The sequence below is a fragment of the Streptomyces sp. NPDC005722 genome, from assembly GCF_040630935.1.
Classification (GTDB): Bacteria; Actinomycetota; Actinomycetes; order Streptomycetales; family Streptomycetaceae; genus Actinacidiphila.
Genome location: NZ_JBEXYN010000044.1, coordinates 51,695 through 67,689 on the forward strand (window position 1 = coordinate 51,695; position 15,995 = coordinate 67,689).

General features: G+C 72.2%; 15 protein-coding genes. 12 read left to right on the top strand and 3 right to left on the bottom strand.

What is annotated here, in order from left to right; all coding sequences use genetic code 11:
• Positions 1 to 89 precede the first annotated feature (89 nt).
• The 4 genes from ABZ479_RS33910 (at position 90) to ABZ479_RS33925 (ending at position 2,420) form a co-directional block, all read left to right on the top strand.
• A complete protein-coding gene (locus tag ABZ479_RS33910) occupies positions 90 to 473 on the top strand; it encodes a hypothetical protein (RefSeq protein ID WP_499603050.1) in 384 nt (127 codons plus the stop codon).
• Positions 470 to 1,456, top strand: coding sequence for a transcriptional regulator (locus tag ABZ479_RS33915; RefSeq protein WP_500465145.1), 987 nt, complete (start codon positions 470 to 472; stop codon positions 1,454 to 1,456). Before ABZ479_RS33910 ends, ABZ479_RS33915 begins: the two co-directional genes overlap by 4 nt.
• A gap of 80 nt (positions 1,457 to 1,536) precedes the next feature.
• Positions 1,537 to 1,929, top strand: coding sequence for a roadblock/LC7 domain-containing protein (locus tag ABZ479_RS33920; protein WP_500465146.1), 393 nt, complete (start codon positions 1,537 to 1,539; stop codon positions 1,927 to 1,929).
• A gap of 116 nt (positions 1,930 to 2,045) precedes the next feature.
• Positions 2,046 to 2,420 (top strand): hypothetical protein, encoded by a 375-nt coding sequence (locus tag ABZ479_RS33925; RefSeq protein ID WP_089223338.1) that lies wholly within the window; start codon positions 2,046 to 2,048, stop codon positions 2,418 to 2,420.
• An 87-nt stretch (positions 2,421 to 2,507) separates the two neighbouring features.
• On the opposite strand, the gene ABZ479_RS33930 is transcribed toward ABZ479_RS33925, so the two are convergent.
• Entirely contained in the window at positions 2,508 to 2,981 is a 474-nt protein-coding gene (locus ABZ479_RS33930; RefSeq protein ID WP_500465147.1) for a hypothetical protein, read from the bottom strand.
• A gap of 341 nt (positions 2,982 to 3,322) precedes the next feature.
• Between ABZ479_RS33930 and ABZ479_RS33935 the strand changes: the two genes are divergently transcribed.
• Positions 3,323 to 4,501 carry an acyl-CoA dehydrogenase family protein gene (locus ABZ479_RS33935; RefSeq protein ID WP_499603046.1) on the top strand — a complete coding sequence of 393 codons (1,179 nt, stop codon included), beginning with the start codon at positions 3,323 to 3,325 and terminating at the stop codon, positions 4,499 to 4,501.
• Between the two features lie 64 nt (positions 4,502 to 4,565).
• On the opposite strand, the gene ABZ479_RS33940 is transcribed toward ABZ479_RS33935, so the two are convergent.
• On the bottom strand, positions 4,566 to 5,003 hold the full coding sequence (locus ABZ479_RS33940; protein WP_500465148.1) for a hypothetical protein: 438 nt from the start codon (positions 5,001 to 5,003) through the stop codon (positions 4,566 to 4,568).
• 214 nt (positions 5,004 to 5,217) lie between these two features.
• A complete protein-coding gene (locus ABZ479_RS33945) occupies positions 5,218 to 6,267 on the bottom strand; it encodes a LacI family DNA-binding transcriptional regulator (RefSeq protein WP_500465149.1) in 1,050 nt (349 codons plus the stop codon).
• Positions 6,268 to 6,407: 140 nt separating this feature from the next.
• Here ABZ479_RS33945 and ABZ479_RS33950 point away from each other — a divergent pair, with 140 nt between their 5' ends.
• From ABZ479_RS33950 to ABZ479_RS33980, 7 genes are all read left to right on the top strand, one after another.
• A complete protein-coding gene (locus ABZ479_RS33950) occupies positions 6,408 to 7,712 on the top strand; it encodes an ABC transporter substrate-binding protein (protein WP_500465150.1) in 1,305 nt (434 codons plus the stop codon).
• Between the two features lie 14 nt (positions 7,713 to 7,726).
• A complete protein-coding gene (locus ABZ479_RS33955) occupies positions 7,727 to 8,656 on the top strand; it encodes a carbohydrate ABC transporter permease (protein WP_499603042.1) in 930 nt (309 codons plus the stop codon).
• The gene (locus ABZ479_RS33960; protein ID WP_499515550.1) at positions 8,656 to 9,474 is read left to right on the top strand and encodes a carbohydrate ABC transporter permease; all 819 of its coding nucleotides are present in this window, start codon (positions 8,656 to 8,658) and stop codon (positions 9,472 to 9,474) included. Before ABZ479_RS33955 ends, ABZ479_RS33960 begins: the two co-directional genes overlap by 1 nt.
• A 47-nt stretch (positions 9,475 to 9,521) precedes the next feature.
• A complete protein-coding gene (locus ABZ479_RS33965; protein WP_500465154.1) occupies positions 9,522 to 11,819 on the top strand; it encodes a beta-xylosidase/alpha-l-arabinosidase in 2,298 nt (765 codons plus the stop codon).
• Positions 11,816 to 13,420: a glycoside hydrolase family 43 protein gene (locus ABZ479_RS33970; RefSeq protein WP_500465151.1), complete on the top strand. Its 1,605-nt coding sequence runs from the start codon at positions 11,816 to 11,818 to the stop codon at positions 13,418 to 13,420. Before ABZ479_RS33965 ends, ABZ479_RS33970 begins: the two co-directional genes overlap by 4 nt.
• Positions 13,421 to 13,430: 10 nt before the next feature.
• Positions 13,431 to 14,408 (top strand): acetylxylan esterase, encoded by a 978-nt coding sequence (locus ABZ479_RS33975; RefSeq protein WP_500465152.1) that lies wholly within the window; start codon positions 13,431 to 13,433, stop codon positions 14,406 to 14,408.
• A 126-nt stretch (positions 14,409 to 14,534) separates the two neighbouring features.
• Positions 14,535 to 15,872: a COG1361 family protein gene (locus ABZ479_RS33980; RefSeq protein WP_500465153.1), complete on the top strand. Its 1,338-nt coding sequence runs from the start codon at positions 14,535 to 14,537 to the stop codon at positions 15,870 to 15,872.
• The last annotated feature ends 123 nt before the right edge of the window (positions 15,873 to 15,995 follow it).

Below are 15,995 nucleotides of genomic sequence, written 5' to 3' on the forward strand. Positions count from 1 at the left end.
GAAAATGCCCCAACTCACCTTTTTCGCGTACGGGATGAGTAACGTTCCGTGCTGTTCCGTATACCAGAAGTCGCGGCGAAGGGGTGCGCGTGCCCGGCATAGACGAGTGCCTGTCCGAGGCGCTGGCGATTCCCGGTGTGCTCGGGGCGAGCGTGGTCGACTGGAGCAGCGGCCTCCTCCTCGGGGCGGTCGGGCAGGAACCGGGACACGGTTACGAGGCGGCGGCCGCGGACACCACCGAGGCGGCGCGGGCGGTCGTGGAGGGCGGCACCTTCACCGCGAAGGAATCCGGAAGGGTGCCGGTCGAGGACATCATCATCACCGCCCCGGGGAGCTACCACCTCATCCGCTTCCTCGACACCTCCTTCGACAGCGACGTCATCCTCTACCTGTGGCTGGACCGTTCGATGGCCAACCTGGCCGTCGCCCGGCTGGGGCTGCAGGCCATCGCCGAGCGGCTGGTGCTCGTATGACGGGCACGGAGGCCGGCAGGCCGACGCTGGCCGTGCGCGGTCTGCCCCGGCGCACTCCGGCGCGCGGCGGCGCGCCGGCCCAGGTCCGCGCCGGAGTGGTGGGCGCGTACGCCTTCACCGCCGCGCTGGCCCGGCTCGCCGAGGCGCGGGCCAGCGGGGCGCTGTACGGATCGGCGGGGGCGGTCTACCTGCGCGACGGGGCGATCGTGCACGCCGAGAGCCCCTGCGCCCCGGACCTCGGGGTGCGGCTCATGGCCTGCGGGCTGCTCTCCCCGGACCAGTGGCGCGAGGCGGTCACCACCGCGAGCGCCGAGCGCGGCGTCGGCGGGCACCTCGTCGACACCGGACGGGTGGCCCGCGGGGAACTGGAGCTGTGCCACCTGCTGGCGCTCTTCGACGCCGCCTACTTCACGCTCCTGCCCGACTCCGAGCCCGACCGGTTCCAGCCGGGCGCCACCTCCCGGCTGGGCCCCATCTCCCGGCCGGTCCCCGCCCAGCGGGTGGCCAGGGAGACACAGCGGCGCCGCGCGCAACTGGAGCGGGCCTGGCCCTGGGACGACACCGACGCCGGCCCCGTCGTCCCCCGCTCCGAGCGCGAGGTGCGCGGCGGCCGGGCCAGGGCCCCCACGCCCGCCCAGCTGGCGGTGCTGGCGGCGGCGGACGGTTCCCGTACGCCCGTGCAGATCGCCTGGCACCTGGGGCGTTCCGCCTTCGCGACCCTGCTGGACGTACGCCGGCTGGCAGCGAACGGCCGGATCAGCATGCCGGTCCGCGCCCAGGCGCCCCCGGCCCCGGCCCCGCTCCCGGCGCCGCCCGCGGCCCCGCCGCTGCCGCCCCCGCCGGCGCCCCCCGAGCCGCCACCGGCCCCGGCGCCGCCCCCGCCCTTCGCCCACGGTGGACCGCAGCCGGCGGTCCTGCCGTCCTCCGACCCCTCAGTCGCCCTGTTGCTACGACTTCGTGCCGCCCTGGAGGCCCGCCTGTGAGCGCCCTGCCGACCCGCCCGGCGCCCGCCGAACGACCGTGGAGGAAGGCTCTGCGGCAGCTCGCCGGAAGGAGACAGCTGGTGGCACTCGAAGCCGACGTACTGGCCGAACTCCGGAGCCTGCGGGCGAGGGTGCCGCACCTGACGGGAGGGCTCGTCGCCAGCGTCGACGGCCTGGTCGTCGCGCACGACCTGAGCGGGCCGGAGCCGGAGGGGGTCGCCGCGCTGACCGCGGCGGCGCTGGGCGTGGCGGCCCGGATCACGGAGGCCACCGAACGCGGCGGTTTCCGGGAACTGCTGGTCAGGGGGGACGGCGGCTACATCGCCGCCTACGCCGCCGGCGGCGCCATGGCCCTCGCCCTGGTGGCGGGACCCGCCTCCAACGTGGGCCGCATCCACCTGGAGGCCCGTCGATCCAGTCGACGGATCGAGGATCTCGTCGACCTCGCGCTCCAACGTCAGGAGCGGAAATGACCGTACGACCCAGCTCACCAGCCGACAAGCCGCCGGGCACCGTACGCGGCCGCGCCGCCACCGGACCCAGGCATTCGTCACGTCAGAGAACCCAACGACAAGGAAGCGAGACCGCAATGGCCAACACCGAGACCGCGCTGAAGGATGTAATGACGTCGATCGAGGGCGTCCTGGGCGTCGCTCTCGTGGACTACGGCAGCGGCATGGCCCTGGGCACCCTCGGGGGCTCCAAGGACCTCGACCTGACCGTCGCGGCCGCGGGCAACACCGACGTCGTCCGCGCCAAGATGCGCACGATGGAGATGCTCAACCTCAAGGAGCACATCGAGGACATCCTGATCACGCTCAACACCCAGATCCACATGATCCGGCTGCTGACCGGGCGTTCGGGCAAGGGCCTGTTCCTCTACGTCGCGCTGGACAAGGACCGCGCGAACCTGGCGATGGCCCGCCACCAGCTCAGGCGCATCGAAGCCGACCTGGAGGTCTGACCCGCTCCTCGCGAACCCGCGGCCGACGGCGGCCCGGCACATCAGGCGCAGGCCGACGTGTGCCGGGCCTCGCCCTCGCGGGACCGGCTACCGGCTCGTGGAGGACGCGGACGCGGACGCGGACGCCGAGGGGTCGGGAGCCGAGGGGTCGGGGGCCGAGGGCGACGCGGCGGAGTGGCCGTGGTGCGCGCCCTCCTCGACCCTGCCGCCCAGCTTCTCGCGGACCGGCTCCAGCGCCTCGGGGTCGGCCTCCACCACCCAGCGCTCCCCGATCAGGTAGGAACCGCCGTACGGCTCCGCCTCCTCCAGCCACGACTTCTGGCCGGCGGCGCTGGCGAACGTGAGCATCACATAGGCACCGCGTGCCGTCGTGCACGCGCCCTGGCGCAGCTCCTCCACGTCGGTCTGCAGCTGCGGGGTGCAGCCGGCGGCCTCCCCGATCCGCTCCAGGGCGACGGGTCCGCCCGTCGCATCCGTGTCCTGGCCGCCGCAGCCCGTCACCGCCAGCGCGACGACCGCCACCGCGGCCACCTTCGGGCCCCACGCAGGGAACACGGACACCGGCATCACCTTTCGTCGACTCCTGACGCGGTTCGCTCACGTCCCGCACGCGCACCGCGCGCGTCGACGTTAACCCGAACGGCCCCATGACCCGTACAGCCTTGCGAAAAGCCGCCCCGCAGGTGTCCGGTGTGGAAAAATCCGCCGTCGCACGCTCCGGAGGGCCTGGCACCCCGTGACTCCGACGCCTCCGATCGGGCATACTCCAACGCGCCGAAGCCGCAGGTCGGACCATGCCGTGACCCGGCGGGAGACCATCGGTCGACGGTCGACGACCCGGCAGCGCCGCCACACCCTGAGCGGACGCCGCCGCAGCGCCCGACAGGGAGGAGAGTGCCGCCATGTCCCACGACGGCCTTCAGCCGGTGGACCGACAGCTTCCCACCGAGGAGGCCCGCGACCTGCTCGCGCTCGTACGCGAGCTGGCCCAGCGGGAGATCAAGCCCCGGGCGGCCGAGGAGGAGGACGCCGGCGTCTTCCCGCGCGAGGTGTTCCGCCTCATCGGCGAGGCGGGTCTGCTCGGACTGCCCTACCCGGAGGAGTACGGCGGCGGTGGCCAGCCGTACGAGGTGTACCTGCAGGTGCTCGAGGAACTGGCCGCGGCCCGGCTCACCGTCGGCCTCGGCGTCAGCGTCCACACCCTGGCCTGCCACGCGGTCGCCCACTTCGGCAGCAAGGAGCAGCGGACCGAGCACCTGCCCGCCATGCTCGGCGGCTCCCTGCTCGGCGCCTACAGCCTCTCCGAGCCCGCCTCCGGCTCGGACGCCGCCTCGCTGCGCACCCGGGCGACCCGCGAGGGCGACGCATGGCGCATCGACGGCACCAAGGCGTGGATCACCCACGGCGGCGTCGCGGACTACTACACGGTGCTCGCCCGCAGCGGCGTCGAGGGCCCCCGCGGCATCACCGCCTACCTGGTGCCCGGCGACGCGGAGGGCCTGACCGCTGCGCTCCCGGAGAAGAAGATGGGCATGAAGGGCTCGCCGACGGCCCAGGTCCACTTCGACGGCGTGACCGTCCCCGACAGCCGCCGCGTCGGCGACGAGGGCCAGGGCTTCACCATCGCGCTGGCCGCCCTCGACTCCGGCCGCCTCGGCATCGCGGCCTGCGCCGTCGGCGTCGCCCAGGCGGCGCTCGACGAGGCGCTGGCGTACGGGATGACACGGCAGCAGTTCGGCCGTCCCGTCATCGACTTCCAGGGGCTGCGCTTCATGATCGCCGACATGGCCACCAAGATCGAGGCCGGCCGGGCGCTGTACCTGGCGGCGGCCCGGCTGCGGGACGCCGGCCGGCCGTTCTCCCGGCAGGCGGCCATGGCGAAGCTGTTCTGCACGGACGCCGCGATGCAGGTGACCACGGACGCGGTCCAGTTGCTCGGGGGCTACGGCTACACCGCCGACTTCCCCGTCGAGCGGTACATGCGCGAGGCCAAGGTGCTGCAGATCGTCGAGGGCACCAACCAGATCCAGCGCATGGTGATCGCCCGCAGCCTCGCCGGCCCGGAGAGCAAGGAGCGCTGACACGACGGTGCCGCGCCGCCTCGTCGGGGGCGGCGCGGCACCGTGGGTACGCGATGGGCGCGGGTCAGGCCGCGCGCTGGAACGGTACGCGGATCGGCCGCGAACCGGGGCCGCCCACGTGGGAGAACGGCTGCGTGCGCCAGTCCAGCCCGGCGGGGAGCGTCAACAGGGCGCCCCACTCGACCTCCTCGCCTTGCGCGTCGTCGTCGGACGGCGTGGCCTCGGCGGCGGGACGCCCCGAGCCGGGGCAGACCGTCAGGCCGAACGGGTTCCACGGCGAGGCGCACAGCGCGTGCTGCGGCAGGGCGTCCTCGTCGGCGAGGAGGGCGATCGGGCGGGCACAGTCGGGGCAGTGCACCCGGAAGATCTCATAACCCTCTTCGTCGAAGGCGTCGTCGGCGTCGTCCGCCGTCAGCAGCTCGAACGACTCGCGACGTTCGTGCTCCTCCTCGAGCACCGCCAGCGAGCGTTCGCCGCGGCTGTGTCGTGCGTGGGTGCGCATGGGTGCATCTCCCCCTCAGAAGAACGCCCACCAGCGGGGCCGGCCGGGCGCTTGGCCTCGGCCATAGCGAGCATTTCCCGCCGTGCGCCCGCGGTAATCACCGCCACTCCGAAGAGCGTTGACATTGGGTGTGGCCTTCGTCACACAGCCGTCCGCAGGGGTTCTCCGTGCCCCCGCGGACGACGCCGTGCGCCCGCTCCGCGCCCTCCCGGCGTCAGTCCTCCGGGGTCGCGCCGGCCTCGTGCGGGGGCGCCGTGCTCTTCCTGACGACCAGTCTGACGCCCAGCTCCATACGGGTGTTGCTCTTGTCGCCGGTCTCCTCGGGCTGCGAGAGCCGGAGCAGCATCCGGGCGGCCTCCTCGGCCATCTCGACCAGCGGCTGGTTGACGGTGGTCAGCGACGGGCTCGCCCACTGGGCGAGCGGGATGTCGTCGTAGCCCACCACGGACAGGTCGCGGGGCACCTGCAGTCCCTTGACCCGGGCCGCCTCCAGGACGCCGAGTGCCTGCAGGTCGCTGCCCGCGAAGATGGCGGTCGGCGGTTCGGGTCGTTCCAGCAGGGCGAGGGCGCCGTCGTGCCCGCCCTGGACGTGGAAGTCCCCGTAGCGGATCAGGTCGTTGTCGACGGTGAGCCCCGCCATGCCCATGGCCGAGCGGAAGCCGTCGAGGCGGGCGAGGGAGCACAGCATGTCGTCGGGGCCGGTGATGATCCCGATCCGGCGGTGGCCGAGGTCGATGAGGTGCCGGGTGGCCGCCACCCCGCCGGCCCAGTTCGCCGAGCCCACCGAGGGGACGTCGGGTTCGGGATCGCCCGCCGGGTCGATGATCACGAAGTTGATGGCCCGTGACCGCAACTTTCGCTTGATGTCGTCGGGCAGCGAGGAGAAGACCAGGACGACGCCGAGCGGGCGGCGGCGCAGCACGCCCTCGATCCACTCGGGGCCGGGGGCGTGCCGGGTGCCGCTCTCGGTGAGCACCACGCTCATGTTGCGGCTCTTGGCGACGTTCTCCACGCCCCGGATGAGCTCCATCGCCCAGACGCTCTCGAGCTCGTGGAAGACGATCTCGATCAGCCGCGACTCGGGCTGGGTGGGGGAGGGGCGCTGGTAGCCGTTCGCCTCCAGCAGGCGTTCGACCTTGCTCCGGGTCGGCGCGGCCACATCGGGACGTCCGTTGAGCACCTTCGAAACTGTCGAAAGTGACACGCCCGCTTTCGAAGCCACGTCGGCCAGGGTGATCCTGCCCTCGGTCTCATCATCACGCATGCGGCACAGGATAGAGCACCGCCGTTCGGTAACGGTTTGGTCGCGTCAATTCCACGCTGTTGACCCCAGCGGAGGGGAAGCCTACGGTCCGTCGTCAGGCGAATTTCGGCAAAGCGGCCGAAACTTTCGAGAGGTCGATCATGAAGAAGCGTGCGTGGTTCCCCCGTGCCGTCGCCGGCGGCGCGACACTGGCACTGGGCCTGACCCTGACCGCCTGCGGCGGTGATGGCGCCTCCGCGGGAGGCGATTCCGGGACGATTCACGTCCTCGTGTACGGCGACTCCGCGAACAAGGTGGAGAAGGCGATCGTCGCCGAGTTCAACAAGACCTCGAAGGTCAAGGCCGTCCTCGACACGGTCCCCGGTGCGGACTACCAGCAGAAGCTGCAGACCGTCATCAACACCAAGCAGGCACCCGACGTCTTCTTCAACTGGGGTGGCGGCAGCATCCAGCCGTTCGTGAAGGCCGGCCTGCTGCTCCCGCTCGACGACTTCATCACGAAGGACCCGGGCCTGAAGGACAACTTCCTGTCCTCGGTCTTCAACACGGCGGTCGTCGACGGCAAGTCCTACGGCGTGCCGATGCGCGGCACCCAGCCGGTCCTGATGTTCAACAACAAGAAGGTCCTCGCGGACGCCGGCGTGCAGCCCCCGCAGACCTGGGACGAGCTCATCGACGCCGTCAAGAAGCTCAAGGCCAAGGGCGTCACCCCGATCGCGCTCGGCGGCGGCGACCAGTGGCCGACGCTGATGTGGTTCGAGTACCTCTACGACCGCGTCGCCGGCCCGGAGCTGTTCACCAAGGCGCTCGGTGGCGACAAGAGCGCCTGGGAGAGCGAGGACAGCAAGAAGGCGCTGGGCATGCTCAAGGAGCTCATCGACGCCGGTGCCTTCGGCACCAACTTCGACTCGGTGAAGTTCACCGACGGCGGCTCCCCGCAGCTCCTCGCCAGCGGCAAGGCCGGCTTCGAGCTCATGGGCTCCTGGGAGTACTCCACGCAGCAGGACGCCAGCCCGGACTTCGCCAAGAACGACCTCGGCTACACCAACTTCCCGACCGTGACCGGCGGCAAGGGCGACGCCGCCAACGTCGTCGGCAACACCAACAACTTCTACTCGGTGCTGAAGAAGACCGAGCACCCGGAAGCGGTCGCGGAGTTCCTCAAACTGATGTACTCCGACGACTTCGTGAAGCAGCAGCTCGCCATCGGCAACCTGCCCACCACCACGAACACCACCAAGTTCCTCGACTCGGCCGACAACCCGGACTACCTGAAGTACCAGTTCGACCTGGTCCAGAAGGCGCCCTCGTTCCAGCTGTCGTGGGACCAGGCCTACCCGCCGTCGGGCATCACGCCGATCCACCAGGCCGTGCAGCAGTTCTTCAACGGCCAGGTCGACGCGGACGGCTTCATCAAGGCCATGCAGGCCCTGCCCACCTCCTGAGAGCGACGTCCCGCATGGTCTCCCTCACTGCCTCCGTGACGGGCAAGCGGCAGACGCAGCGCCCGGCCGGCCGTAGCATCGGCCGGCCGGGCCTCGCCTGGGCGCTCCCCGCCACGATCTTCTTCGCCCTGTTCGCCGTCGTGCCGCTGGTGCTGGTGGCGGTCCTTTCCTTCACCACCTGGAGCGGACTGGGCTCGCCCGAGTTCGCGGGCTTCGACACCTGGGTCCGGGTCTTCCAGGACCCCGTCATGATCAAGAGCCTCTGGCTGAGCGTGCTGCTCACCGTGCTGGGCGTCGTCGTCCAGACCCCGCTGAGCATCCTGCTCGGCGTCTGGGCGGCCGGTCCCCAGCGCAACCGCGCGGTGCTGTCGGCGGTCTTCTTCGTGCCGCTGCTGCTGTCCGCGACCGCCGTGTCGGTGCTGTGGCGCGCACTGCTCGACCCGAACTTCGGCGTGCCCTCGCAGGCGCGCTGGCTGTTCGGCGACGGCAACCTGTTCGGCACGCAGACCGCCGCGATCGGCGTGCTGGTGTTCGTCAGCACCTGGCAGTTCACCCCGTTCCACGCCCTGATCTACCAGGGCGCGACCCGGGCGATCCCGCAGGTGCTCTACCAGGCGGCGCAGATCGACGGCGCGGGCACCGTGCGGCAGTTCTTCCACATCACGCTGCCGCAGCTGCGCAACTCGATCATCACCTCGATGATCCTGATGATCGTCGGCGGTCTCACCACCTTCGACACGGTGCTGATCCTCACCCAGGGCGGCCCCGGCACGGACACCACCATCAGCGCCTACTACATGTACGACAAGGCCTTCAAGGGCTTCGACTTCGGCGCGGGCGCCGCGGTCGCCCTGATGCTCGTCGTCGTCGCCACCGTGATCTCGCTGGTCGTGGTCAAGGTCTCCGGCTACGACAAGATGGCCGGCACCAAGGAGGGGCTCTGATGAGGCGACGCCCCAACTACCTGGCGGGCCTGGGCGCCCTGCTGTGGCTCGCGCTGGTGGGCCTGCCGCTGTACGTCATGCTCGGCGCCACCGTGCAGACGCGCGAGGCGTACAGCGCGGGCGGCCCGCTGGCCTTCCCCCGCTCCTTCACGCTGGACAACTACGTCCAGGACTTCAGCAACGGCTTCGGGCAGTACTTCCTCAACACGGTCGTCGTCACGGTCAGCGTGGTGGCCATCGTGCTGCTGCTCGTGCCGCCGCTGGCGTTCACCATCGTCCGCAACCGGGGCCGCGGCACCTCCGGGGTGTTCCGGCTCTTCCTGCTGGGCCTGGCGATCCCCGCGCAGGCCGTGATCGTCCCGATGTTCTACGTCATCAGCAAGGCCGGGCTGTACGACAACCTCATCGGCGTCATCCTGCCGACGGCGGCGTTCTGCCTGCCGGTCTGCACGCTGATCCTGACCGGCACGATGCGCGACATCACCTCCGACCTGTTCGAGGCGATGGCCATGGACGGCGCCTCCGTCCGGCGAACCTTCTTCCAGCTCGTCCTGCCGCTGTCCGGCAGCGGACTGTCGACGATCGTCGTCTTCTCCGCCCTGCAGGCGTGGAACGGCTTCCTGTTCCCCCTGGTGCTCACCCAGTCCGAGGAGACCAAGGTGATCACGCTGGGCCTCTACAACTTCCGGACCCAGTACGGCATCAACATCCCCGGCCTGCTGGCCGCCGTGGTGCTGTCCACGATTCCCGTCCTGCTCGTCTACCTGTTCGCCCGCCGTGCCCTCGTGCAGGGGCTCATGGGCGTCGGAGGAAAGTGAACGACAACGTGACCGCCGACTCCCGCGTCGAGGCGCTCATCCGCGAGATGACCCTGGACGAGAAGATCGCCCAGCTCTACGGCGTCTGGGTCGGCGCCTCCGGCGAAGGTGCCGAAGTCGCCCCCCACCAGCACGACATGGAAGAGCCACCCAGCCTGGACGACCTCCTGCCGGACGGCCTCGGGCAGCTCACCCGGCCCTTCGGCACCGTCCCCGTCGACCCCGCCCTGGGGGCGCTGTCCCTCATGCGCACCCAGGAACGGATCGCCGCAGCCAACCGGTTCGGCATCCCCGCCATGGCCCACGAGGAGTGCCTCGCGGGCTTCGCGGCCTGGGGCGCCACCACCTACCCCGTCCCGCTGTCCTGGGGCGCCTCCTTCGACCCCGAGCTGGTCCGGGTGATGGCCGCGGCCATCGGCCGCGACATGCGCTCGGTCGGCGTCCACCAGGGCCTCGCCCCCGTCCTCGACGTCGTGCGCGACGCGCGCTGGGGACGGGTCGAGGAGACCATCGGTGAGGACCCCTACCTCGTCGGGACCATCGCCACCGCCTACATCCAGGGCCTGGAGTCCGCGGGCATCGTGGCCACCCTCAAGCACTTCGCCGGCTACTCCGCCTCCCGCGCGGGGCGCAACCTGGCGCCGGTCAGCATGGGCCCGCGCGAACGCGCCGACGTCGTCCTGCCGCCCTTCGAGATGGCGGTCCGGGAGAGCGGCGTCCGGTCCGTGATGCACGCGTACACCGACACCGACGGCGTGCCCTCGGCCGCCGACGAGGAACTGCTGACCGGGCTGCTCCGCGACACCTGGGGCTTCGACGGGACCGTCGTCGCCGACTACTTCGGGATCGCCTTCCTCAAGACCCTGCACGGCGTCGCCGCCGACTGGGCGGACGCCGCCGGCACCGCCCTGCACGCCGGCGTCGACGTGGAACTGCCCACCGTCAAGACCTTCGGGCAGCCGCTGCGGGACGCCGTCGCCGCGGGCCTGGTCGACGAGAAGCTGGTGGACCGCGCGCTGCGCCGCGTCCTGACCCAGAAGGCGCAGCTCGGCCTGCTGGACCCCGGGTGGAGCCCCGTGCCGTCCGTGCTCGCCGGGGCCGACCTCACCGACCCGCAGGCCCTGCGCGGCACGGTCGACCTGAACTCCGCCGCCCACCGGGACCTCTCGCGGCGCCTCGCCGAGCGGTCCGCCGTCCTGCTCTCCAACGACGGCACCCTGCCCCTGGGGCGGCCCGCGCGCATCGCGCTCGTCGGCCCCCAGGCGGAGACCCCGACCGCCGTGCTGGGCTGCTACTCCTTCCCGGTCCACGTCGGTGCGCAGCACCCGGAGGTCCCGCTCGGCATCGACCTGCCCACGCTCCGCCAGGCCCTGGTCGCGGAGTTCCCCGGCGCCGAGATCGTCACCGTCGCCGGTTGCGGCATCGACGACGACGACGTCTCCGGCATCGCCGCGGCCGTACGGGTGGCGCTCGACGCCGACGTGGTCGTCGCCGCGCTCGGCGACCGCGCCGGGCTCTTCGGCCGCGGCACCAGCGGCGAGGGCTGCGACGCGGAGTCGCTCACCCTGCCCGGCGTGCAGCAGCGGCTGCTCGACGCGCTCCTCGACACGGGGACGCCCGTCGTGCTCACCCTGCTGTCGGGCCGCCCCTACGCCCTCGGGCGGGCCGTGGACGAGGCCGCGGCCGTCGTCCAGACCTTCTTCCCGGGGCAGGAGGGCACGACGGCGCTCGCCGGAGTGCTGAGCGGACGGATCGACCCGTCCGGGCGGCTGCCGGTGAGCGTCCCCCGGCACCCGGGCGTCCAGCCCTCCACCTACCTCGCGGCGCCGCTCGCGCGGGCCAGCGAGGTCTCCAACATCGACCCGGCCGCGGCCTTCGGCTTCGGCCACGGGCTGACCTACACGAGCTTCGAATGGTCCGCGCCCCAGGTGCACGGTGCCGCCGACGGCCGGCCCGTGACCGGCACCGACGGCGAGGTGGAGCTGTCCTTCACCGTCCGCAACACCGGCGACCGCGCCGGCAGCGAGGTCGTCCAGGTCTACCTGCACGACCCGATCGCCTCCGTCGTCCAGCCCGTGCAGCGGCTCGTCGGCTACCTGAGAGTGCCGCTGGAGCCGGGCGAGGCACGGCGCGTCGACGTCACCGTCCCCGCCGACGTCGCCGCCTTCACCGGCCGGGACGGCCGCCGCGTCGTCGAACCGGGGGAGCTGGAGGTGCGGCTGGCCGCCTCCAGCACCGACGTCCGGTTCGCCGTACGGGCCGAACTGACCGGCCCGGCACGGCAGGTGGACCACACCCGGCGGCTGCACGCGCTGGTCACCGGCGCGCCGGAGGAGTCCAGGTGAGCGTGCCCGAAGGGACGGGGGAGGCGGCGGCGACCGTCGCCAACCCCGTCCTGCCGGGCTGCCACCCCGACCCCAGCGTCTGCCGGGTCGGGGACGACCACTACCTGATCACCTCGACCTTCGAGTACTTCCCCGGCATCCCCGTGTTCCACAGCCGCGACCTGGTCAACTGGCGGCCGATCGGGCACGTCCTGGACCGGCCCTCGCAGGTGGACCTGAGCACCGTCGCGTCCTCCGAGGGGATCTTCGCCGCGACGATCCGGCACCACCGGGGCCGCTTCCACGTCGTGACCACCCTCGTCGGCGGCAGCGGCCGGAACGGCACGTTCGTCGTCACCGCCACCGATCCCGCCGGGCCGTGGAGCGACCCGGTGTGGCTGGACGACGCGCCCGGCATCGACCCCTCCCTCTTCTTCGACGACGACGGCCGCGCCTGGTGCACCGGTACCCGGCTCGCGGAACCGGGGGAGTGGGAGGGGCAGACCGACGTCTGGCTGCGGGAGTTCGACACCGGGCGGATGGCCCTCACCGGCCCCGAGCACCTGCTGTGGCGCGGGGCGCTGCACGGCGCGGTGTGGGCGGAGGGACCCCACCTGTACAAGGTGGACAGCCGCTACTACCTGCTGGCGGCGGAGGGCGGCACCGAGCACGGGCACGCCGTCAGCGTGGCCCGCGCCGAGCACGTCACCGGCCCGTACACCGGCAACCCGGCCAACCCGGTGTTCACCCACCGCCACCTCGGCCGCGACTTCCCCGTCGTCGGCGTCGGCCACGCCGACCTGGTGCGGACGGCGGCGGGGGAGTGGTGGGCGGTGCTGCTCGGCAGCCGCCCCTACGGCGGATACCACCCCAACCTCGGACGGGAGACCTTCCTCGTCCCGGTGTCCTGGGAGGACGGCTGGCCGCTCTTCGCGCCCGGCAGCGGCACCACGCTCGGCCCCTTCGGCCCGCCCGTCGTCACCGGCCCCCCGGAGGCGCCCCACCCGGAGCCGGTGCGCGACGACTTCGACGGCCCCCGGCTGGACCCGAAGTGGAACCAGGTGCGCACCGCGGAACCCTTCTGGTCGCTCACCGCACGTCCCGGCCGGCTCCGGCTGCCGCTGGGCCCCACGACGCTCGCCGAGGGCGGCACCCCCAGCTTCCTCGGGCGGCGTCAGCAGCACCAGGACGTCAGCGTGTCCGCGCTCCTCGACGTCTCGCCCCGAACGCCGCTGGAGTGGGCCGGACTCGCCGTACGCCAGTCGGAGGCGGACCACCTGGTGTTCGCGGTGGCCGGTGACGGCCGCGGCGGCCGCCGGGTGCTCGCCGCGGTCCGCACCGGCGGCGAGGAACGCGTCGTCGCGCAGGCGCCGTTGCCCCCCGGGCCCGTGGTGCTGCGCATCCACATCGAGGGCCAGCGCTACGGGCTGCGCCACGCCCCCGCGGGCGCGGACCCGGAGGCGGAGACCGAACTGACCGCCGTGGACGGCGGATTCCTCAGCTCGCCCCGCGCCGGCGGCTTCCTCGGCGTCTGGCTCGGCCCGTACGCCACCGCCCACGGCGCCCCCTCCACCACCGTCGCCGACGTCGACTGGGTCGACTACCGGCCGCTCGCCCCCTGACCACGGAGCCGTGTTGTTCACCGATCTCCCCGAGGCCGAACTGCGGGACTACCGCAGCGCCCAGACCGCGCCCGCCGACTTCGACGACTTCTGGCGGACGACGCTCGCCGAGTCGCGCGCCGCCGGGACCGCCGCCGTCACCGTCACCACCGCACCCGGTCCGCGGCTGCGCACCGTGGCCGTCTTCGACGTCACCTTCCCCGGCTTCGGCGGCGAGCCCGTACGGGCCTGGCTGCGGCTGCCGCACGGCGCCGAGGGACCGCTGCCCGCGGTCGTCCAGTACGTCGGCTACGGCGGCGGCCGGGGCCACGCCCTGGAGGGGCTGCTGTGGGCGTCGGCGGGCTTCGCCCACCTCCACATGGACACCCGGGGCCAGGGCTCGGGCTGGAGCCGCGGCGACACCCCCGACTCCGGCACCACGGGCCCGCAGGCACCGGGGATGATGACCCGGGGCATCGACGACCCCCGCACGTACTACTACCGCCGTCTGTTCACGGACGCCGTCCGCGCCGTGGACGCGGTCCGCACGCTGCCCTCGGTGGACCCCGGACGGATCGCCGTCCTCGGCGCGAGCCAGGGCGGCGGCACCGCGCTCGCGGTGGCCGCGCTGGACCCCGGGGTCCACGCCCTGGTCGCGCACGTCCCGTTCCTGTGCGACTTCCCCCGGGCCACGGTCATCACGGACGCGGACCCCTACCGTGAGATCGGCCGCTACCTCGCCGTCCACCGCGGCGGCGCCGAGCGCGCCATGCGCACCCTGTCCTACTTCGACGGCGTCAACTTCGCCGCCCGCGCCCGGGTGCCGGCGCGCTTCTCCGCGGCCCTGATGGACGAGATCACGCCGCCCTCGACGGTCTTCGCCGCATACAACGCCTACGCGGGGCCCAAGGAGATGGCCGTCTGGCCGTGGAACGGCCACGAGGGCGGTGCCATCGACGACGACGAGGAGGCACTCGCCTTCCTCCGCGCGCATCTGAGGGCAACGTGAAGTGCGGCCTCACTGTGTGGAGTTGAGGCCGGAGACCGTACAACCTTCGCTCTTCCTTGATCGTCGTACGGGTGCACCGGAGACCCCGGTGCACCACTGATGTGGCCACACCCTTGGGGAAGAGTCATGCGATCTGACTCCGTCGGGCGCTCGTTGCGCCTGGGAGCCTCTGCCGTCGCGGCGGCCGGCCTGTTCGTGGCCGGTCTCGCCGTACCCGCGCACGCGGCCGAGACCGACCAGCTGTCGATCAACGCACCGTCCGAACTGTCGTTGCCCTCGGGCACGGGCGGCGGTGAACCGCCGTCGCACACGCTCGACATCGGCATCTACCACGACAACGACAACTTCACGGTCACCGACGGCGAGGTCACCGTGGACGTCTCCGGGGTCGCGGGCGTCGCGGAGGTGACCTGGCCGGAGAACTGCACTCCCAGCGGCACGACCGCCGTCTGCCACGTGCCCGAGGTGCCCGTGATCGGCGGCGACTACAGCAGGCAGATCCACCTATCGGTCCGCGCGGCGGACGGTGCGGCGGGCGGGGCGCACGGCCGGATCACCTACGCGGCGACCGCCGTCGGCGGCCCCGACGGCACCCTCACCACCCCGCCGGACGATTCCGACACCACTCTCACGGTCGCCTCCGGCCCGGACCTGTCGCTCGCGGAGATCGCCCCGGTCGAGCACGCCGCACCCGGCGCCACCGTGCGGCTCCCGTTCAGGCTGACCAACAACGGCAACGAGAGCGCGCAGGGCTTCACGCTGAGGTTCATGGCCTCCTACGGCATCAAGAAGCTGACCAAGTACAAGCGCTGCACCTACACGACGTCCAACGACGGCGAGTACGCGCCGATGACCTTCGCGACCTGCACCTTCGACCGGGTGCTGGCGCCGGGGGACTCCTTCAAGCTGCCCAAGCCGCTCAAGGCGGTGCTCGCCCCGTACGCGATGAACGAGCGCCTCGACATCAGCGTCGAGCCCGGCGGGGGCGCCGAGGACCTCGAGAGCGGTGACAACTACACGGTGGTCGGCGTCAGCGCCGACAACACCGCGGACTTCGCGGTGACCGGCGACGCGGTCACCGGTGCCGCGGGCGAGACGGTGACGGCCCGGCTCACGTTCCGCAACCACGGCCCGGCCTGGCTCGGCAACCTCGGTTCCGGGGACCCCGTCGCCAAGGTCCGGCTGATCGTCCCCGCGGGCACCAAGGTCACCGGCGTCCCCTCCGGCTGTGACCCGCACACCCTTGCAGGCGGCTACTACCCGCAGGAGACGGGGGCGCCGCGCTACGACTGCTCCCTTCCGTACTGGGTGCTGGAGGACACCGAGCGCTCGTTCGACTTCTCGCTGCGGATCGACACCGTGGTGCCCGGCGCGACCGGTGCCGTCAGCATCCACCCGGAGTTCGGCGAGTTCACGTACGACCCGGACACCACCAACAACACGGCGGTCCTGTCGGTCAACTGACCCGACCCGACCCGGCACGTGGTGCGGGAGCCCCGTTATGTTTTTCGCGGTCCTGCAAGAGGGCCGCTGGCCTCCGGGCCCGGTATGACTGTTGCCCCCTGTCGAACGGATGACCTGGGGGGT

Excerpts from the sequence above, each read along its gene's own strand:
- ABZ479_RS33965 (WP_500465154.1), top strand. The coding sequence starts at position 9,522 with ATGACCCTGGACGAGAAGATCGCCCAGCTCTACGGCGTCTGGGTCGGC.
- ABZ479_RS33960 (WP_499515550.1), top strand. The coding sequence starts at position 8,656 with ATGAGGCGACGCCCCAACTACCTGGCGGGCCTGGGCGCCCTGCTGTGG.
- ABZ479_RS33915 (WP_500465145.1), top strand. The coding sequence starts at position 470 with ATGACGGGCACGGAGGCCGGCAGGCCGACGCTGGCCGTGCGCGGTCTG.
- ABZ479_RS33945 (WP_500465149.1), bottom strand. The coding sequence starts at position 6,267 with ATGCGTGATGATGAGACCGAGGGCAGGATCACCCTGGCCGACGTGGCT.
- ABZ479_RS33950 (WP_500465150.1), top strand. The coding sequence starts at position 6,408 with ATGAAGAAGCGTGCGTGGTTCCCCCGTGCCGTCGCCGGCGGCGCGACA.
- ABZ479_RS33935 (WP_499603046.1), top strand. The coding sequence starts at position 3,323 with ATGTCCCACGACGGCCTTCAGCCGGTGGACCGACAGCTTCCCACCGAG.
- ABZ479_RS33980 (WP_500465153.1), top strand. The coding sequence starts at position 14,535 with ATGCGATCTGACTCCGTCGGGCGCTCGTTGCGCCTGGGAGCCTCTGCC.
- ABZ479_RS33925 (WP_089223338.1), top strand. The coding sequence starts at position 2,046 with ATGGCCAACACCGAGACCGCGCTGAAGGATGTAATGACGTCGATCGAG.
- ABZ479_RS33940 (WP_500465148.1), bottom strand. The coding sequence starts at position 5,003 with ATGCGCACCCACGCACGACACAGCCGCGGCGAACGCTCGCTGGCGGTG.
- ABZ479_RS33955 (WP_499603042.1), top strand. The coding sequence starts at position 7,727 with ATGGTCTCCCTCACTGCCTCCGTGACGGGCAAGCGGCAGACGCAGCGC.